The organism is Noviherbaspirillum sp. FW303-A3 (genome assembly GCF_058788695.1).
Genome location: NZ_JBYTAZ010000001.1, coordinates 1,500,674 through 1,517,411, shown reverse-complemented (window position 1 = coordinate 1,517,411; position 16,738 = coordinate 1,500,674). Strand labels below are relative to the sequence as shown.

The 16,738-nt window shown below is 63.1% G+C and carries 21 protein-coding genes and 1 tRNA gene; 11 read left to right on the top strand and 11 right to left on the bottom strand.

The window, feature by feature from the left end; translation table 11 throughout:
- Positions 1-27: 27 nt before the first annotated feature.
- Positions 28-276, bottom strand: coding sequence for a hypothetical protein (locus AC3WOY_RS07400; protein ID WP_492422262.1), 249 nt, complete (start codon positions 274-276; stop codon positions 28-30).
- A gap of 284 nt (positions 277-560) precedes the next feature.
- Here AC3WOY_RS07400 and AC3WOY_RS07395 point away from each other — a divergent pair, with 284 nt between their 5' ends.
- A complete protein-coding gene (locus AC3WOY_RS07395; RefSeq protein WP_492429227.1) occupies positions 561-2,915 on the top strand; it encodes a penicillin-binding protein 1A in 2,355 nt (784 codons plus the stop codon).
- A gap of 37 nt (positions 2,916-2,952) precedes the next feature.
- Positions 2,953-3,029, top strand: a tRNA-Arg gene (locus AC3WOY_RS07390).
- Between the two features lie 383 nt (positions 3,030-3,412).
- On the opposite strand, the gene AC3WOY_RS07385 is transcribed toward AC3WOY_RS07390, so the two are convergent.
- On the bottom strand, positions 3,413-4,036 hold the full coding sequence (locus AC3WOY_RS07385; RefSeq protein ID WP_492422260.1) for a hypothetical protein: 624 nt from the start codon (positions 4,034-4,036) through the stop codon (positions 3,413-3,415).
- 134 nt (positions 4,037-4,170) lie between these two features.
- Here AC3WOY_RS07385 and AC3WOY_RS07380 point away from each other — a divergent pair, with 134 nt between their 5' ends.
- From AC3WOY_RS07380 to AC3WOY_RS07360, 5 genes are all read left to right on the top strand, one after another.
- Positions 4,171-4,707 (top strand): hypothetical protein, encoded by a 537-nt coding sequence (locus AC3WOY_RS07380; protein WP_492422258.1) that lies wholly within the window; start codon positions 4,171-4,173, stop codon positions 4,705-4,707.
- Between the two features lie 245 nt (positions 4,708-4,952).
- The gene (locus AC3WOY_RS07375; RefSeq protein WP_492422256.1) at positions 4,953-5,378 is read left to right on the top strand and encodes a CopG family transcriptional regulator; all 426 of its coding nucleotides are present in this window, start codon (positions 4,953-4,955) and stop codon (positions 5,376-5,378) included.
- 18 nt (positions 5,379-5,396) lie between these two features.
- Positions 5,397-6,596: an extracellular catalytic domain type 1 short-chain-length polyhydroxyalkanoate depolymerase gene (locus AC3WOY_RS07370; RefSeq protein ID WP_492422254.1), complete on the top strand. Its 1,200-nt coding sequence runs from the start codon at positions 5,397-5,399 to the stop codon at positions 6,594-6,596.
- Positions 6,597-6,670: 74 nt separating this feature from the next.
- Positions 6,671-7,114 (top strand): hypothetical protein, encoded by a 444-nt coding sequence (locus AC3WOY_RS07365; RefSeq protein ID WP_492422252.1) that lies wholly within the window; start codon positions 6,671-6,673, stop codon positions 7,112-7,114.
- 226 nt (positions 7,115-7,340) lie between these two features.
- On the top strand, positions 7,341-8,156 hold the full coding sequence (locus AC3WOY_RS07360; protein ID WP_492422250.1) for a class I SAM-dependent methyltransferase: 816 nt from the start codon (positions 7,341-7,343) through the stop codon (positions 8,154-8,156).
- 84 nt (positions 8,157-8,240) lie between these two features.
- Here the strand turns inward: AC3WOY_RS07360 and AC3WOY_RS07355 are convergent, their stop codons facing one another.
- The 7 genes from AC3WOY_RS07355 to AC3WOY_RS07325 all read right to left on the bottom strand — a co-directional run bounded on the left by AC3WOY_RS07355 (position 8,241) and on the right by AC3WOY_RS07325 (position 13,767).
- Positions 8,241-9,500, bottom strand: a complete 1,260-nt coding sequence (locus AC3WOY_RS07355) for a cytochrome-c peroxidase (protein ID WP_492422248.1) — start codon at positions 9,498-9,500, stop codon at positions 8,241-8,243.
- A gap of 44 nt (positions 9,501-9,544) precedes the next feature.
- Positions 9,545-9,970, bottom strand: a complete 426-nt coding sequence (locus AC3WOY_RS07350) for a FixH family protein (protein WP_492422246.1) — start codon at positions 9,968-9,970, stop codon at positions 9,545-9,547.
- A gap of 209 nt (positions 9,971-10,179) precedes the next feature.
- Complete coding sequence (locus tag AC3WOY_RS07345; RefSeq protein WP_492422244.1) at positions 10,180-10,998, bottom strand: dienelactone hydrolase family protein; 819 nt, start codon at positions 10,996-10,998, stop codon at positions 10,180-10,182.
- Positions 10,999-11,130: 132 nt separating this feature from the next.
- Positions 11,131-11,418 (bottom strand): membrane lipoprotein lipid attachment site-containing protein, encoded by a 288-nt coding sequence (locus tag AC3WOY_RS07340; protein WP_492422242.1) that lies wholly within the window; start codon positions 11,416-11,418, stop codon positions 11,131-11,133.
- A 55-nt stretch (positions 11,419-11,473) separates the two neighbouring features.
- Positions 11,474-12,025 carry a hypothetical protein gene (locus tag AC3WOY_RS07335; RefSeq protein WP_492422240.1) on the bottom strand — a complete coding sequence of 184 codons (552 nt, stop codon included), beginning with the start codon at positions 12,023-12,025 and terminating at the stop codon, positions 11,474-11,476.
- Positions 12,026-12,178: 153 nt separating this feature from the next.
- Positions 12,179-13,018 carry a DMT family transporter gene (locus AC3WOY_RS07330; protein WP_492422238.1) on the bottom strand — a complete coding sequence of 280 codons (840 nt, stop codon included), beginning with the start codon at positions 13,016-13,018 and terminating at the stop codon, positions 12,179-12,181.
- A 125-nt stretch (positions 13,019-13,143) separates the two neighbouring features.
- Positions 13,144-13,767 (bottom strand): LysE family translocator, encoded by a 624-nt coding sequence (locus AC3WOY_RS07325; RefSeq protein ID WP_492422236.1) that lies wholly within the window; start codon positions 13,765-13,767, stop codon positions 13,144-13,146.
- Between the two features lie 92 nt (positions 13,768-13,859).
- Between AC3WOY_RS07325 and AC3WOY_RS07320 the strand changes: the two genes are divergently transcribed.
- From AC3WOY_RS07320 to AC3WOY_RS07305, 4 genes are all read left to right on the top strand, one after another.
- Positions 13,860-14,303: an Lrp/AsnC family transcriptional regulator gene (locus AC3WOY_RS07320; RefSeq protein WP_492422234.1), complete on the top strand. Its 444-nt coding sequence runs from the start codon at positions 13,860-13,862 to the stop codon at positions 14,301-14,303.
- Between the two features lie 74 nt (positions 14,304-14,377).
- Positions 14,378-15,031 (top strand): hypothetical protein, encoded by a 654-nt coding sequence (locus AC3WOY_RS07315; protein ID WP_492422232.1) that lies wholly within the window; start codon positions 14,378-14,380, stop codon positions 15,029-15,031.
- 63 nt (positions 15,032-15,094) lie between these two features.
- On the top strand, positions 15,095-15,433 hold the full coding sequence (locus AC3WOY_RS07310; RefSeq protein WP_492422230.1) for a DUF6152 family protein: 339 nt from the start codon (positions 15,095-15,097) through the stop codon (positions 15,431-15,433).
- Positions 15,433-15,921 carry a DUF6644 family protein gene (locus AC3WOY_RS07305; protein ID WP_492422228.1) on the top strand — a complete coding sequence of 163 codons (489 nt, stop codon included), beginning with the start codon at positions 15,433-15,435 and terminating at the stop codon, positions 15,919-15,921. Before AC3WOY_RS07310 ends, AC3WOY_RS07305 begins: the two co-directional genes overlap by 1 nt.
- Before the next feature lie 15 nt (positions 15,922-15,936).
- On the opposite strand, the gene AC3WOY_RS07300 is transcribed toward AC3WOY_RS07305, so the two are convergent.
- Together AC3WOY_RS07300 and AC3WOY_RS07295 are read right to left on the bottom strand one after the other, a co-directional pair.
- On the bottom strand, positions 15,937-16,308 hold the full coding sequence (locus AC3WOY_RS07300; RefSeq protein WP_492422226.1) for a hypothetical protein: 372 nt from the start codon (positions 16,306-16,308) through the stop codon (positions 15,937-15,939).
- A gap of 69 nt (positions 16,309-16,377) precedes the next feature.
- Complete coding sequence (locus AC3WOY_RS07295) at positions 16,378-16,629, bottom strand: hypothetical protein (RefSeq protein ID WP_492422224.1); 252 nt, start codon at positions 16,627-16,629, stop codon at positions 16,378-16,380.
- Positions 16,630-16,738: the final 109 nt, after the last annotated feature.

Sequence of the window (16,738 nt, the reverse complement as noted above, 5' to 3'; positions counted from 1 at the left end):
CCTTCCGAAAAAGGAATTGTAACTTTTTCAATTCGGTGTGAACGCGTAGTGGATGAGAATCGCGCGCGTACCGTAGATGACAGCAGTGGTCCGCTCGGTGCCTTCGCCGGAATGGACGATGCTCACCTCCAGGCAATCCGGCATGCCCGGCGGCAGGGCGACACAGGCCTTTACCTGGCCAAAGCGCGGGACGGCGGTCGGCATTACCCATTCGCGCACCGGCCCGGCGTCATCCTGCGCCGGAGAGAAGCGCGGCGCGCTGGGAAAAATGGACATGGGAGACCTCGAAAAATGCGCCCGCCTGCAATCCGAGCATTCCGCTTTGGCATCACCCGTCCACCTTCGTTCCGCTATTCCGGCGGGCAACAACGGTAAAATACTTCCCCTGCAGCAAGCACGACATCGTTGCGCGCCAGAATACAGGAACCGCCTTGGAAGCAGAGAACACGCCGCGCACACGCCTGTCGCGGATCATTTCCCGCATCGCCGGATATTTCACGTCTGTCATCGACACCTCGCTCGGCTGGCCCGCCCGGCTCAGGGCGCTGGCGAAGGCCGGCATGGCCGGCGCGGCCATCGGCTTCGTGCTGCTGGCCGCCTACACGATCATCCTGATCCCGTTCACCCCCAGCATCGCCGACCTGCGCAAGGCCAAGGCGGAAACGCCGAGCGTCCTCCTGTCCGCCGACGGCAAGGAACTTGCCGTCTTCAAGCGCATGAACCGCGAGTGGGTGGAACTGGACCGGATCTCCCCGCATGTCGTCAGTGCACTGATTGCGACCGAAGACCATCGTTTCTACCAGCACTTCGGCGTCGACCTCAAGCGTACCGCCGGCGCTTTCCTGCGTACACTGCAGGGCGACCCGGAAGGCGGCTCCACGCTCACGCAGCAGCTCGCGCGCAACCTCTACCCGGAAGAGATCGGCCGCAAGCGCAGCATCAACCGCAAGCTCAAGGAACTGGTCACCGCACTCAAGATCGAGGCCGTGTATTCGAAGAAGGAGATCCTGCTCACCTATCTCAACACGATGCCCTTCCTGTACAACGCGTTCGGCATCGAGATGGGCGCGCGCACCTACTTCGACAAGTCCGCCGCCGATCTCAACGTGCTGGAAAGCGCGACACTGGTCGGCATGCTCAAGGGCACCAGCTACTACAACCCGGTGCTGCGTCCGGAGCGCGCGCTGGAGCGGCGCAATGTCGTGCTCTCGCAGATGGCCAGGCGCGGCGTACTGGGCAAGGCCGAATTCGAACGCCTGAAAACGCGGCCGATCCGCCTCGACTTCGAACGCCAGCCGGAGCCGGTCGGCATGGCGCCGCACCTTGCGGTGCAGGTGCGCAAATGGCTGATCGACTGGGCCGACCGCAACGACTACAACCTGTACTCCGACGGCCTGAAGGTCGTCTCGACCATCGATTCGCGCATGCAGTCTTACGCGGAGCAGGCGGTGGAGCGGCAGTTGCGCAGGCTGCAGGGCGTGGCGGACGGCGAATGGGGCACGGGTGCGATGCGCCAGATGGCGGCGAGCGCCGCGGTGAACCCGGCCACGCGCCCCTTCGGCTATCTCTGGAAGACACGTACCGACCTGCTCGACGCCTTCGTGCGCGAATCCGCCCCTTACCGCAAGGCCATCGATGCAGGCACGCCGCCGGAGCAGGCGCTGAAGCAGATCAAGTCCAACGCCGCTTTCGTGGTGCCGCTGCTTGCGGACAAGACGCGCCTGGAAACCGGCTTCCTCGCCATCGATCCATCCAATGGCCATGTGAAGGCATGGGTCGGCAGCCGCGATTTCAGCATCGACCAGTACGACCACGTCGCGACTGCGCGCCGCCAGCCGGGGTCCACCTTCAAGCCCTTCGTCTACGGCGCGGCGCTGGAAAAGGGCATGTCGCCGGACAAGCGTTTCACCGACAACGAGGTGGAGATCAAGATGCCCGATGGCACGGTGTGGAAACCGACCGACATGTCAGGCCCGAGCGGACGCGAGATGAGCTTGCGCGAAGGCCTTGCGCAGTCGAAGAACACCATCACCGCGCAGGTCATGCAGGAAGTCGGTCCGCGCCGCGTCGCCGACTTCGCGCGCAGGATGGGCGTGAACCAGAGTCCGCTCGAGCAGGTCCCCGCGCTTGCGCTCGGCACCAGCCCGGTCACCCTGCTGGAAATGGTCTCGGCCTACGGCACATTCGCCACCGGCGGCGAGGCGCGCAAGCCCATCATGGTCAGCCGCATCCTCGACAAGGACGGCAAGGTGCTCGATACCTTCAGCAGCGACGGCAGGCGCGTGCTCGACGAGGAAACCGCCCACGATCTGACCGGCATGCTGCGCGCGGTGATCGACCAGGGCACCGGCCGCGCGATCCGCTGGCAGGTCGGCAGCCGCGCCGATGTCGCCGGCAAGACCGGCACCACGCAGAACAACACCGACGGCTGGTTCATCCTGATGCATCCCCGCCTGGTGGCCGGCGCATGGGTCGGCTTCAACGATGCGCGCGTGACGATGCGCAGCAGCTACTGGGGGCAGGGCGCGCATACGGCATTGCCGGTAGTCGGCGATTTCACGCGGCGCTCGATGCAGGCAAAACTCATCGATGCCAACGCGCGCTTCCCGAAGCCGCCGGAATCCTTCTTCGCGTCGCTGGTGAACAAGGTGACCGGCTTCTTCGGCTGGAACGAGGAAGAACCGCCGGCACGTCCTGCGCCGCGCAGGACGACGCCAGCGCCGCAACCGCGTGTGCCGGATGACGTTCCCGATATCAGGCCGGACGAGATGGAGCGCATCACGACCGAGGCGCTGGAAGCCGCGCAATCGATCATTCTCCAGGAGGAGATCGGCCAGGGAACGGCGGCACGGCCGCTGGCGCCGGTCGAGGAGCGCAGCTTCGGCGAAGGAAATGCCGGCGTGCAATCGAAGTGACACATCGCGGGAAAAAGCTGCTACAATCCGCCCCCTTGCGGCTGTAGCTCAGCTGGATAGAGTACTTGGCTACGAACCAAGGGGTCGTGGGTTCGATTCCTGCCAGCCGCACCATTATTTGTAGTAAGAAGAAGGGCCTTGAGAGCAATCTCCAGGCCCTTCTTCTTTTCATTGCTCGATTCCCTTTGCAAGCCGATGAAAATTGCGAGCACGTCGGCCTGCCCGAAGTACCGTCACCCTTCCAAGTTCCGCACGGATACTTGATCCGTGTCAGTCCGGATGCATGCTGACAATTTGTTACGAGATGGATAGAACCGCACTCTGCATCGCGGACTCCATTGAGCACATCCCGAGCGTGCACTTTCTCCCCAGGGAAAGAGTTGCCACGCCGGGCAGTGTGTTCAACAGAACAGGAGAAATTGCATGCGAAGAAATCACACCGGACTATCCATCCTCGCCGCCGCGCTCTTGGCGGCCGCTTCCATCACAGTCCACGCTCAATCCAGCACGACCCTCGGCACGGGCGGCAGCAGCGCGGGCAACGGCACCGCCAGTTCGACCCTGGGAACGGGAGGAAGCGCTGCGGGCACGGACAAGTCTTCCGGCAGCTCTAGCACGCTCGGTACAGGCGGCAGCTCCGCGGGCAGCGGTTCGACAGGATCGACGGTAGGGACCGGCGGCAGCGCGGCAGGAACGGGCGACTCATCGGGCAGCTCCAGCACCCTGGGTACGGGCGGTAGTGCCGCAGGCAGTGGCTCGACCGGATCGACGGTCGGCACGGGCGGCAGCTCCGCAGGTACGGGCGACTCCTCCGGCAGCTCCAGCACGCTCGGTACCGGCGGTAGTGCCGCAGGCAGCGGTTCCAGTGGATCGACCGTAGGCACCGGCGGCAGCTCGGCGGGCACGGGCGATTCCTCGGGCAGCTCCAGCACCTTGGGTACGGGTGGCAGCGCAGCGGGCAACGGCTCCAGCGGATCGACCACCGGCACCGGCGGCAGCGCGGCAGGAACGAGCGGCGTGTCCAGCGGTTCAGGTGCGGCAACTGGCGCAAGCGCGTCGGGCGCTTCCGATATGGACGGCTCTCCCGCCAAGAAACAGCGCAAGGATAAAAACAAGAACAAGGACTGCCCTCCGGGACTGGAGAAGCAGGGTCGCTGCTAAATCCTCCGGACACTTCCAGTCATGCAGGCCCAATGCCCTTCCCGATCGGGAAGGGCACGGCCGTCAGGAAAAAAGCGTACAAGGAGAACCGACCATGAAACACACACTCAGGATGAGCCTGATCGCCGGCATGGCGGCAGTCGCTGCAGCAATGAGTGCCCAGGCGCAGACCGCAGGCACGGATGGCACGAGCATCACCGAGAGCAGGGGCTTTGCCGCTGGCCGCCATGCCGACGGCGGCACCGGCGTGCGCAAGGCGGAGAGCAGCACCACCACAAGTACGAGCGGTAGCACATCCGGTTCCACTGGCAGCAGCGCCAGCAGCTCCAGCACCATTGGCAGCGGCGGCAGTGCGACCGCGGGTAGCGGGGTGGGTGCGTCCAGCGTGGGCACCGGCGGTACCTCGGCCGGCACGCAGGACAGCAGCGGCGGCACCGCCACCAGTTCCAGCGGCCCGGGCGCCAGTGCCAGCGCGAGCGGTCCGAGCGGCAGCAGCGCATCCGGTCCGTCGGGCAGCACGGCTGATCCGGCAAAGGGCGCCTCGGGCTATGCGCGAGACAATGCGGGAACCGGAACGAAGGCGCACGGCAAGACCGGTGCGCCGGGACAAAAGAAGAAGCAGGAAGAATAACAACGCAGCACGCAGCGGGAACGCCGGGGACTTCCCCGGCTTCCTGCCATCATCACCTCTCCGGCAACACCTCCGCCTTTCCTTTACGCTGCCGGCAACAATCCGCAGAATTCCTCCAGGCATTTCTCGTTTCCAATTCCGTATGCGTTGTTCTGCCGGCATGGTTTCGCGCGCGACGAAATACCATCCATATGGATGGGAACTGGATGGTGTTCGGCTGGTCTGACCATGCAGGAGGATAAAACATGGCACGCGAACCAGTCGTACAAGACAGCCGGATAAAAGTTGGCGATACGGAAAAGATCACCATCAACCTCGGCCCCGTCGACCTCGGGCAGATCGACCTGCTGGTGCAGGAAGGCTTCTATTCCAACCGCACCGACCTGATCCGCACTGCGATACGCAACCAGTTGCAGTTGCACGGCGATGTCATCCGGCAAACCGTGGCGCGAAAAAGCCTCGTGCTCGGCCTGCAGCATTATTCCCGCGCCGACCTGGAGGCGGTGCGCGATGCAGGGCAGACCTTGCAGATACAGGTGCTGGGATTGGCCAGCATTGCCCCGGACGTCACGCCCGACCTGGCGCTCGCTGCCATCGACTCCATCACCGTGCTGGGTGCCCTGCACGCCAGCCCTGCCGTCAAGGCCGCATTGGCCGGACGGATTCACTAATCATTCTGAAAGATTTCCATGAAAATCAATGAAGGCTTCCTCGCGCAGATGCGCGAAGCGACCCAACTGCTGCAGACCGAAGGCCCGATGGCCGCGACTGCCGCGATACAGCGCGCGCTGCACGGCGCATCGGCGGATCAGGCGCCGGCACAGCACACCGACTGGACTGCGTACCTGCCTCAGGCGCCGGAAATGCCCGACCTCAATCCGCGGCAGAGCGGTGCGGATGTGCTCGCGCGATTCGGCAAGCTCGCGCATGGCGCATGGGCTGGCGCCGCAGCGCGCCAGCAGGTCGAAGACGTCGAAGTCCATGACGTTCCGGCTTCCGGCGAAGAGCATTCGTCCAGGGGACGCTTCATTGCCGGCACTTGTACCAACAGCGCCGGGAAACGCGCCTACAAGCTCTACATCCCGAGCGGATACAAGGACGAGCCGCTGCCGCTGGTCGTCATGCTGCACGGCTGCACGCAAAACCCCGACGACTTCGCGGCGGGCACCGGCATGAACAACGCCGCCGAAGAGAACAATTGCTTCGTCGTCTATCCGGAACAGACGAAGAACGCCAACGGATCGCAATGCTGGAACTGGTTCCTGCCGGGCGACCAGCGGCGCGACCAGGGCGAGCCATCCATCCTCGCCGACATCACGCGTGAGATCGCCCGCAATTACAAGGTCGACACCGGCCGCGTCTATGTCGCCGGCCTGTCGGCAGGCGGCGCGATGGCAGTCGTGCTGGCTGCCACCTATCCGGACGTATTTACCGCTGTCGGCGTTCACTCCGGCCTGCCGTATGCGGTCGCGCACGATGTTCCTTCAGCCTTCGCCGTGATGAAGCGTCGCAAGCTGAAGTCAGGAGCGCGTCACGACCATCCGTCGCCGCTAGGGAAGATGGTGCCGGCCATCGTCTTCCACGGCGATCGCGACACGACCGTGGCGCCGCTCAACAGTGAACAGGCACTGGCGCAATGCGTCCCCGCCGCTAGCGACACGAAGGCGCGCGCCGATGTACAGCAAGGAACGGCGCCTGGAGGGCGGCGCTATACGAAAACGGTCATCCATGACGCACAAGGAAAAGCCGTCGCGGAAAAATGGATCGTGCATGGCGCGGGTCACGCATGGTCAGGAGGCAGCCGCAAGGGTTCATATACGGATTCGACAGGTCCGGACGCTTCGCGTGAAATGCTGCGCTTCTTCCTCGCGCAGCGGCGGGCCGATTAATTGAACAGGACCGTCGCCGCAAACGGCGGCGGTTTTTGTTGAACACTGACAGGCGACTTCGTGTACGCTAGGGCATGGACAACGATAACGTCATTCCGCTGAGCGGCCCGTTCCGCATCCATGACTCCATGGGGCGGACCTGGAAGGTGCAGGCCATCCGTATCTACGATGAAGGCTACGGCATCATCGATGTCTACGTCGACATGGAAGCATCCATGGAAGACGATCCTCTCCACGAAGACCCGCTTGTCATCCGGCAGATCCTGTCGCGGCTGCGCAAGCTCGGCTACGATGGCCCCGACTTCGGTCCCGGCGATCCCGGCCTGCAGGACGACAGGCTGATCGTCCTCGAAGCGCCTGAAGAATTCGCGCAGTTTGCCGCAAGCAAGGGATGGAAAAACCTTGCCGAAGAGTATGCGGACGCTGACCACCAAACCACTATCACCGCCGACGCCTTGAGCGATCCCCTTGCCCTGGCAACATTCGATGCATTGATGCGACGGCTCGCCGTCAAGTAAGGCAAGCAACGTTGTGCCACCGGACAGTTCCTGTCCGGCATTCGCACCGCCTCCCAAAAATTCCCTCTTGCTGGAGGCGGATCAAGCATGCGGCGGAAAAAGCTGTGCTCCTGCCGACGACTGTCTACTATCGAAGCGTTCCGGCAAATTCACAGGGAGCCAAATTTCAAGCAGTGGCCTTGCCAGGCGGCGACGCGCAAAGCCCACGCTTGTACAAGGAGACGCTATGAGCGAGCACACTGTCCAGCAACACAACCTGAGGCCGGCCGCGATCTGGAACAGCGGCGGCATGCAATATGAACGGATCAGCCAAACCATTGCCGATGCCATCGAGCACTGCGTGATACGGCTGAACCCGAAATCGGGCGAGCGCATCCTCGACCTGGCAACGGGTACCGGTTGGGCCGCCCGCAGGGTCGCGGCGCGCGGCGCGCAAGTGACCGGGGTCGACCTCGGCGCCGACCTCATCGAGGCAGCCAAGTCACGCGCCACCGTCGAACAGCTGGATATCGATTTCCATGTAGGCGATGCGGAAGCACTGCCCTTTGAAAACAAGACTTTCGATGGCGTGATCTCGACCTTCGGCGTCATGTTCGTCAGCAAGCCCGAAGCCGCCGCGGTCGAACTGTCGCGCATCTGCAAGCCCGGCGGGCGCATTGTCCTGGCTACGTGGCCGGCGGACGGGACTCTCGCGGGCCTGTTCAAGGTCATGAAAGCCTACATGCCCACGCCTGCGACGCCGGCGCCACCGTCCCCCTTCGAATGGGGAGGCCGGGAGCGCGTGCAGCAACTCCTGGGCCAGAGCTTCGACCTGCGCTTTGAAACAGGCACCACGGTCCTGCGGGAGTCGAGCGGCGAGGCGGTGTGGGATATCTTCGTCTCCGGCTACGGGCCCACCAAGGCTCTTGCCCAAGGACTAGACGCGCAACGCCTGGAAGGCTTGAAGCAGGACTTCATTGCCTACCATGAAGGATTCAAGTCGGAACTGGGCGTGGCGATGCCACGCGATTACCTCGTGACATTCGGCATTCGCAAATCATGACGCCGTGCCAATGACCAGGTTGATCAGGCGTAGGGCGCGAGGAGCGCGCCCTACGCCTTTTCATGCCTTCGTGACACGTCCTCTTCATTGCCCGCTCCCCTGGCCTCGCTCCAGGATCGGTCCCGACAGCGTGCCGAGGAAGGCCACCAGGTCTCGCGCCTCCTGGTCCGACAGATCGATGCGCTTCAGCTCGCTATGTCCGACCGTTGACGCAGGGGCCTTCCTGTAGTGTTCGACCACCTCGGCCAGCGTCTGCTTCTGCCCGGCATGCATGTACGGCGCACGCAGCGCGACGTTCCTCAGGCCCGGGGTCTTGAATGCTGCGTCGAGCGAATGGTCCTCCTGCGCGATGAAGCGCAGCTCGCCGCAGTCGTCCTTGCCTGCGTCGCTGAACGGCCCCATGCAATTGAATTCGTCCCTGGTGACCTTCGCGATCGCGGCGCGCCGTCCTGAATCCGGCTTCGCGGCATTGCGCTGGGGAATGCCCGTGTTATGGAAGTGCTGGTCGCTCAACAAGGGACCGGTGTGGCAGGTCACGCATTGGCCCTTTCCGATAAAGACGCGCAGGCCGTTTTTCTCCTGCTGGGTGAGGACGTCGTAAGCTGCCGAGTCGCGTACAGCCACGCCTTCCAGATACCGGTCCAGCCGCGATGCGCCATACTGCAGCGTCTTCTCGTACGCAGCGATTGCCTTGCCCATATTCGCGAACACGCGCGACACCGACTGGCGGGTCCGCTCGTCCAGTTCCTTCCACGCCGCGCGCTGCCTGTCATCGCCAAGGGGGCCGGCATCGCGGGGCAGGTGGGCAAGGCCGGGCATCGGCCCGAACACCGCTTCATAGTCCTTCTGGTAGTTGGCCTGCAGGACGCGGGCATAGGCGACGCGATTGCCGCCGTGCTCGGCAGGATCTTCGAGCGGGCCCAGTGCCTGCGACCACGCGCTGTCCTTCCTGCCATCCCAGAACAGGAACGGGCTGTACGCCAGTCCGACCACCGGCATCGTCCGCCGCGCGCCCGTCCCGACGCCACGCCCCAACTCTCGGCCATCCTGGAATTGCTGCTTCGGATCGTGGCAACTGGCGCAGGACACCTCACCATTGCTGCTGAAGCGCTGGTCGAAGAAAATACGCTTGCCCAGCTCTGCCGCTGCGGGCATGCCTTCGTAGCGGTTCGAGCGATCCTCGGGCGCGGGCCCAAGCTGGCTCAGGCGCAGCGAGGACAGGACAGAAATTTCCTGCCCGTTCCAGCCATCCGCGCCACCCCATGTGAATGCCGACGCCACGCCGGCAAGCGATGCGACGGCAACAATCGCCATCGTGAATGTGATCCTGATTTTCGAGTGCATGACGAATCTCCGCCTGACAGTATTGGATGAACCGGCAGCGGCCATTACCGCGCGATCACCGTGTTGAACGTGACGTCGTCGACGCCTGCGGAAGAGTCGATGTTCAGCTTGAGTTCCCACCAGCCCGGCATGCTGAATTTCATGCCTTCGATCAGGTAGCGTCCGCCGCCGAGTTCCTTCGTCACCCGCGGCTGGGTCGGATAACCGTGGCCATGCTGCGGCATGCCGCCGCCTACCGTGATGCGAGCGTCCGATACCGGCTCGCCGGCGGGCAGTTTCACCGTCGCTTCCCACGCATGCATCTTGTTGATGTCGATCGGATTGGCGAGCGATTGCACTTCCACAAGGTAGAGGTTGCGCTCGGATGGACGCTTCTGCGAAAGATCGAGGCCGGTAGGCGGCGACATGCAGGAGGCAAGGAAGACCGGCGCGATCAAGGCGGGCACGGCGAAAAACTGTCGACGGATCATGGTGGATTCCTTCAGGTGAGGTTGGTCATCGCGCGGCGCCCGGTCACCGGTCGGCCACGTTCGAGACGCCTACTCTCAACTATCCAGCCATGGCAAGGTCAAGCGGGTGTGAAGGAAAAATTAGTGGAGGCTTTCTAGAATTGGCACTTTGCCAAATGTGGCGGCGGTCCGGATGGAAGGTGTATTGCACGCCTTCCGGAGAGCAAATTTCAGGCCGCCAGCCGTTGCCTGAAGAAGGCAAGGATCTCGTCCCGAGCAGCAATCGTCGGCTGGCCGGCCTCATCGATCAGGTGGGCAGTGACCACGCTGTGCGGCGAGCCTACCACTTGCGCAAAGAACGGCGGTGTCTCGCGATTGGCCGCGCTGTCGGGAAGCTCGCGTGCGATGAAGCGGTCTCCCAATGCCTCCTGGTAGGCAGCAAAACGCTGCGCCGTGCAGAAACGGTCGCCCTTGAACCGGTAGGCCATCACGGTCAGGTTCTCGCGATCGAGGCGCTGCCGTACGGCCACGAGTTCCTCCGGCGTCATCTCGATGCCCGCCGGATTGTTGAGCGGCAGCGTGGGCTGCGCCAGCACCGGCGCGAGCATCGCCGGCTCCAGCATCATCGTGAGCGCAAAATTCCCCGTGAAGCACATGCCGATCGCGCCCACACCAGGCCCTCCGCATTCCTCATGCGCCAGCTTCGCCAGCGCCCGCAACCATACCGTCACCGGACTGGACTCGTTGGCGGCGAAGGCACGGAACTCCGCGCTCACGCAGGCACGCTTGAAGACGGCCACGCCTTCCCCCGCATCCGGCACGGCACCGTCGCGCCCGAACAGCGACGGCATGTACACCGTGAACCCGGCATCCCGCACCCATCGCGCGAAGCGGGCGACATGCGGGCTGATCCCCGGCATTTCGGTCATCACGATCACTGCCGGGCCGCAGCCGGCGACATGGACCTTCTTCGTCACATCGTTGAGCGTAATCTGGCGTCCAGCAAAGTCATCGAGGGGATCGTCCTCATGCATGTTCCGCTTCGTCATCAACCGGGCTCCTTGTATGAAATGGATCGAGCACAGTCTCGCTAAAGTGCAGGAATCGGGAAATGGCCGGTTTTGACATTTTTCATGTCAAAACGGACAAGATGCTTTCGGAGTGCGGATCGAGGGCGGTTGTCAGCGCCGCCATCCGCCAAAGCGGTGGGGACGGAAGCCGTGGCGATGCCACGGATGTCCTCCGCGGCCTTTCCAGAACTGGAGGCTGAAGCGGAAGCGGACCGGCGGCCACACGTAGGACGGCGCGCGATAGGCCGGCGCCGGCGTTACGTATGCTGGCGCCGTCGCATAGGGGGAGTCGTGGGCGGAAGCCAAGGGATAGCCGTCGTAAGGCCGTTCATACGGAGCAACAACGGCACATCCGGAGAGTGCCGCAGCGAGAACAAGCGGGACGAACAGGCGCTTCATGCTGGCCTCGATGCATGACATGCATTGGACAAGCCTGTTGCCCGGCCGTTCGATCCTATTCCGCTTCAGGCGCGCCGCTGATGGCATGCCCGCCATTGAACAATGCCGGCGGCCACCACCCGATCCCGGCCGTCACCTGCGCGTCGAACTGCAATCGCGCCTGCGACGGCGGATAGGTCTTGTTGTTGTAGGAGAATCCGGCGACTTCCAGCTTGCCGCCGTTCAAGGCCTCGCACTCTTTGTTGAACGTGAAGGTGGCTTCCACCGTGCCTTCATTGCCGACAGGCCGGCTTGACTGCCGGGCTTCGGCGAGCGGCATCGACGTTCCCTGCCGTGTGACGACGCGCGATTGGGCAAGCGCGTTATCCATGCCTTCCGGCATCCGGATGCGAAGGTAAGAAACCTTGCTGTGTGCAAATCCCACTGGAAAAACGGGCGGCAAGGGCACGACATACGAGGGCGACAGCGTGGCGACTTTCGACGGGCATTTGAATTCCATCGACACCGGAAGGTCGTTGTACGGCTTCAATACCACCTGCGCATGTTCGGCAGGCGTTTCTTCCTCGCCGGTAAAAAGAACGGCTTCCCTGGTGCCGGATGTGGTCATCGCGACACATCCTGTCAGCAAAAGAGATAAGACTGGAACGATACGTGTACGCATGGTTGCACCTCCTGCAGGAACCGGCACGACGCGCGCAGGCAATCCCGCGGACCGCATCCGCACCACCATGAAAAGCTTGCAGAAGTCATGCCAGCGCGGCTACGGTTTCTTTCCTGTCAGTGCAATCGCCACACCGCCAAGGACAGCGGTCGACGCCAGCACCAGCCGCATGTCGAGCGGTTCATCAAGGAGAATGATGCCCCCGGCGGCCGCGATTACCGGAACCGTCAGCTGCACCGTCGCCGCGCTCGTAACGGTCAAGCCGCGCAGGGCCTTGTACCAGATCACATAGCCCAAGCCCGAAGTGATGCCGCCCGACACCATGGCAAGCATGACGCCCCGCATGTCGATCGATGCCATGGAAAGCGCGGCCATGCTCAGGACTGCCGTAAAGGGAACAGTCCGCACAAAGCTCCCGGCGGTCACGAGGGTGGGGGATCCCGCGCCCTTGCCCCTGATCGAGAACAGGCCCCATGCCATGCCGGACACGATCATCAGGACGGCACCTGCCAGTGGCGGCGCAGACAGTCCTGGCAGCATCAACCCGATCAGTCCGCCAACTGCGCAGGCATACCCTGTGCCGCGTCGCCACGTCAGGCGTTCGCCGTGCCACAAGCCCATGCCGACCATCGTCACCTGCACTGCGCCGAAGAGCAGCAATGCTCCGGTTCCTGCGGACAGGCTCGTATACGCGAATGAAAACGAAGCGGCATAGGCAAACAACCAGAACCCTGTCCCCCAGTCGCCCTGCATTTCGCGCAGCTTGCCCTGCATGGAGATGACCAGCGCCAGCACCAGCGCGCCGGATACAAGGCGGATCGAGGTAAAGTTCGCGGCATCGATGTCCGTCTCCCTCAGCGCGACGCGGCACAGCAGCGAATTGCCGGCGAAGGCGAGCATGGCAAGCGTGGTCAGGAAGAAGGTCTGCACCCGGGACATCGGTCAGGACCCTGGCGCCGCCAGCAACAGGCGGCGACGCTTCAATCCGAATACGTTGTCCATCAAATCCCCCTTGCCGGTTGTCATCTAGAGCAAGGGTAGGTGAGAGATGGATAAATGGCAAATCAGGCCATGGCGAGCGACACCAGCTGGTAGCCTGCGAACCCCGCCAGCAGCACCGCCGACCCCCGGCGTATCCAGCGCAGGTGCGCCGCCTGCAACCGCTGCCGCAAGCGCCCGACCATCCCCACCAGTACGAACCACCACACCGCCGACCCGGCAAACACGCCGGCAATCATCCACGCCGGCGAAGCCGTCGCCATGCTGCCGGCCAGGGATGAAAACACCGCGACGAAGGACAGGATGGTCATGGGATTGGACATCGTCAGCAGGAAGGTGCCGCCGAAGGCATGCCAGCCCTTCACGCCACCCCCAGCCGCCGCGGCCTGCACCGGTTCCGCACCGTGCCAGGCGCTCCACGCCAGCCACAGCAGGAACACCGCGCCGCCCAGCGCAAGCACCGGACGCGCATCGGTCAGCAGCGTGATGAGCGCCGTCACGCCGAAGGCGCCGATGGCGCCGTACATCGCGTCCGCCACCGCGGCGCCCAGTCCGGTCGCCAGCCCGACGCGCGGACCGTGGTCCAGCGTGCGCTGGATGCACAGCAGGCCGATCGGCCCGACCGGCGCGGCGATCGACAGGCCGATCAGCGCCGACTTGAGAAAGAGGGGAATGAGCGAGGTATCCATGGCTGGAAGTCTATCCAGCCGGCTGCTGGCATGGAATGTTCTTTTTCAGGCAAAATGGCCGAATCGCCTGAAAAACGGAAGGAGATCCGGCAATGTACCCTGTGGACGAGAAATCCTGGCGCATCCTCGCCGCTCTGCAGGAAGACGCCCGCGCCTCGCTGAAAACGCTGGCCGAACTGGCCGGACTCTCGGTGCCTGCCACCGCCGAGCGCATCAAGAAAATGGAAGACGCCGGCATCATCCGCGGCTACCACGCCGACATCGCGCCGGAAGCGCTGGGCTATATCATCAAGGCGGTGGTTGCCATCACCACCCAGCATCCGTACAAGCAGAAATTCATCGAGGTGTTGCGGGACAAGCCGCAGGTGCTGGAATGCCTGCATGTGACGGGCGCGGATTCCTGCCTGTTCACCGTGGTGGCGAAGGACATGGCCGACCTGGAACAGTTCCTTGCCGGCATCAACCAGTATGGCGAGACGCGGACATCGATCGTGATGTCGTCGCAGATTCCGCGCAGGGGTGTGCAGCGGTTCTAGCCTTGACGATTTCGGAATGCAGTACTGCAATCAGATAGATTGAAGCATCCATTTCATCTCGCCCGGAGGTCGAATTGAAAGCAACGTTCAAACGGCATGAGATCGACCACCATGTCCTGAAGCTGATCGTCGGGGTCATTGCACTCTTCCTTGCCAGCCTGACAGAACTCCTGTCCGCAAACACCATCGATTCCATCAGCGCCTCCTACCACGAAGGTGGATTGGCGCGCGACTTCTTCGTTGGCCTCCTGTTCGCGATAAGCGCATTTTTCCTCGCCTACAACGGCGAGACCGCCACCGAAATGGTCCTGGCCAAGGTCGGCGGCGTTTCAGCAATCGTCGTCGCTATCGTTCCCTGCGGCTGTGGTATTGAAGAAGAGGCGCTCCCGTTTGTACATTATTCCTTCGCGGCGATCATGTTCGCCGTGCTTGCCTGCTACTGCGTGATCTTCTTCAGGCGGGCGCGGGAAAAAGGCAATCGGCAAGCGGCCTGGCGTGCCCGCATTTATGCACTCTGCGGATTCGCCATCGTTCTGTCCATGGCGGTTCTCGCACTCGACTTCGTCGCGGGCGGATTGATCAGTTCCAGGGTACAAAGACTGGTGTTCTATGGTGAGCGGACGGCACTGGTTGCCTTCGGCATTTCCTGGCTCGTCGCGAGCAGGGCGATTCCGTTCATCACTGCGGAGTACGAACGTGTGCGGGTATTGCCGGTGAAGAAGTCCTAGCGCGCGCCAGCATGCTTCCCCACGGCGTCATAGAATGACCGCAAGACTACCTGGAGCAGCACGATGAAAAAACTCGCCATCCTCGCCATGCTTGTCGCCGCGCCCGTCCTCGCCCATCACGGCTGGAGCGAATATGACGACAGCCGTCCCCTGAAGCTGGAAGGTACGATCCAAGAGTCAGGCTATGTCCATCCGCATGGTTTCGTCCACCTGAAAACCGCTGACCGCAACTGGACCGTCGTGCTCGCGCCGCCGACCCGCATGCAGAACCGCGGCCTGGAAAAAGAGATGCTTGCGCCGGGCAACCGCGTTGCAGTGTACGGCTACCCCAACCGAAACAAGCCCGAAGAAATGCGTGCCGAGCGCATTACTGTCGGCGACAAGACCACGGAACTCCGCTGATGAGCGGTGCCACCGGCTTCCTCGGCTGGCTGGAAGCGACGCCGCTGTCGCTCGCGATGCGCCACAGCCTGTGGATGTACCCGATCGTGGAAATCGTCCACATCGTCGGCTTCATCACGCTGGTCGGATCGGTCGCCATGTTCGACCTGCGGGTACTCGGCTTTTCCCGGTCATTGTCCGTGCAGGCGTTGGGACGGCACCTGTTGCGGTGGACGGTGGCCAGCCTGGTGCTGGTAGTGCCTGCGGGGGTGATGATGTTTTCCGCGCATCCGCAGGACTTCATCGAGAACAGCGTCTTCCAGGTCAAGCTCACGTTGATTGCCGCTGCCGGAGTGAATGCCATCCTGTTTCACACCGGCGTCTATCGTTCGGTCGACGCGTGGAACAAGGATGTCGACGCACCCGCGCTTGCCAAAGGCCAGGCCGTCCTCTCGCTCGCGATCTGGATAGGCGTGATTTCCTGCGGCCGGCTCCTGGCTTATACCTGAGAGCGCAGCAATCGCTTATGCCGATTTATTCTCCCGCGAATCGATATCCGCCAGCGACTCGCGACCGCGCTCGGTAATGTCGAATCCATCTCCCACCGTTCGCGGCGCGATCAACCCTTTCCTGCTCAGGAAGGTCGCGACATCCGCCTCGATGGCTCCCGGCGCTGCGTAGGCCACTGCGCGCAGCCCGTCGATGCAGCGCTGCAGAAACAAGGTCTGCTGTCCCTTCTCGGTGAGCACATGCACGCCGCCCCTGGAAGTAATGTATTTCAGCCCGACGAGACGCTTGGCGTTCCGCGCCACGCACGCGCTCTCGCGTTCGCCTTTTTTCAGCCGGCGGATCTGCGCGAGCGCCTCGTACTCATCTTTCGTCAATTTGTCGTCCATGGTCCTTGTCCGTTCTTCGAATGCATTCGCATGCCATGCAGGTGGCGCAGTGTATCAGGGGAGGGCAAGCTACTTCTTGCGCTTGCCCGGCTGACCGGGTTTGGACGGCGGCTGGGGGCGAGGCGGGCGGATCTGCGCGAACAAGGTCCTCGCATCCTGCACAGCGCGTTCCTGCGTGCGCATTGCCGGAATGTCGTCGTGCAGCGTGAAGAAATCCGCCGCCTGGGCGCGCATCACATGCTTGATCGCAGCCTCGTCGCTCATGTCGAACATTTCGGTCAGGAGCGTGGTGACTTCGTCCAGGTATCGTTCATAGGTCATTGGCATGGCGGGCAGGGCGGGACGCGCAGAGGTGGTGGGAGAGTGCGTAATATATCAGGCCCGCGCGGCGAAAAGGATCCGGCAGCCTTGAGGGCGAGCGGGAATCACG

What these genes read in the sequence shown, in the direction of transcription:
- AC3WOY_RS07400 (WP_492422262.1), bottom strand. Translation starts at nt 276, where the DNA reads ATGTCCATTTTTCCCAGCGCGCCGCGCTTCTCTCCGGCGCAGGATGAC.
- AC3WOY_RS07395 (WP_492429227.1), top strand. Translation starts at nt 561, where the DNA reads ATGGCCGGCGCGGCCATCGGCTTCGTGCTGCTGGCCGCCTACACGATC.
- AC3WOY_RS07380 (WP_492422258.1), top strand. Translation starts at nt 4,171, where the DNA reads ATGAAACACACACTCAGGATGAGCCTGATCGCCGGCATGGCGGCAGTC.
- AC3WOY_RS07375 (WP_492422256.1), top strand. Translation starts at nt 4,953, where the DNA reads ATGGCACGCGAACCAGTCGTACAAGACAGCCGGATAAAAGTTGGCGAT.
- AC3WOY_RS07370 (WP_492422254.1), top strand. Translation starts at nt 5,397, where the DNA reads ATGAAAATCAATGAAGGCTTCCTCGCGCAGATGCGCGAAGCGACCCAA.
- AC3WOY_RS07365 (WP_492422252.1), top strand. Translation starts at nt 6,671, where the DNA reads ATGGACAACGATAACGTCATTCCGCTGAGCGGCCCGTTCCGCATCCAT.
- AC3WOY_RS07360 (WP_492422250.1), top strand. Translation starts at nt 7,341, where the DNA reads ATGAGCGAGCACACTGTCCAGCAACACAACCTGAGGCCGGCCGCGATC.
- AC3WOY_RS07355 (WP_492422248.1), bottom strand. Translation starts at nt 9,500, where the DNA reads ATGCACTCGAAAATCAGGATCACATTCACGATGGCGATTGTTGCCGTC.
- AC3WOY_RS07350 (WP_492422246.1), bottom strand. Translation starts at nt 9,970, where the DNA reads ATGATCCGTCGACAGTTTTTCGCCGTGCCCGCCTTGATCGCGCCGGTC.
- AC3WOY_RS07345 (WP_492422244.1), bottom strand. Translation starts at nt 10,998, where the DNA reads ATGACGAAGCGGAACATGCATGAGGACGATCCCCTCGATGACTTTGCT.
- AC3WOY_RS07340 (WP_492422242.1), bottom strand. Translation starts at nt 11,418, where the DNA reads ATGAAGCGCCTGTTCGTCCCGCTTGTTCTCGCTGCGGCACTCTCCGGA.
- AC3WOY_RS07335 (WP_492422240.1), bottom strand. Translation starts at nt 12,025, where the DNA reads ATGACCACATCCGGCACCAGGGAAGCCGTTCTTTTTACCGGCGAGGAA.
- AC3WOY_RS07330 (WP_492422238.1), bottom strand. Translation starts at nt 13,018, where the DNA reads ATGTCCCGGGTGCAGACCTTCTTCCTGACCACGCTTGCCATGCTCGCC.
- AC3WOY_RS07325 (WP_492422236.1), bottom strand. Translation starts at nt 13,767, where the DNA reads ATGGATACCTCGCTCATTCCCCTCTTTCTCAAGTCGGCGCTGATCGGC.
- AC3WOY_RS07320 (WP_492422234.1), top strand. Translation starts at nt 13,860, where the DNA reads ATGTACCCTGTGGACGAGAAATCCTGGCGCATCCTCGCCGCTCTGCAG.
- AC3WOY_RS07310 (WP_492422230.1), top strand. Translation starts at nt 15,095, where the DNA reads ATGAAAAAACTCGCCATCCTCGCCATGCTTGTCGCCGCGCCCGTCCTC.
- AC3WOY_RS07305 (WP_492422228.1), top strand. Translation starts at nt 15,433, where the DNA reads ATGAGCGGTGCCACCGGCTTCCTCGGCTGGCTGGAAGCGACGCCGCTG.
- AC3WOY_RS07300 (WP_492422226.1), bottom strand. Translation starts at nt 16,308, where the DNA reads ATGGACGACAAATTGACGAAAGATGAGTACGAGGCGCTCGCGCAGATC.
- AC3WOY_RS07295 (WP_492422224.1), bottom strand. Translation starts at nt 16,629, where the DNA reads ATGACCTATGAACGATACCTGGACGAAGTCACCACGCTCCTGACCGAA.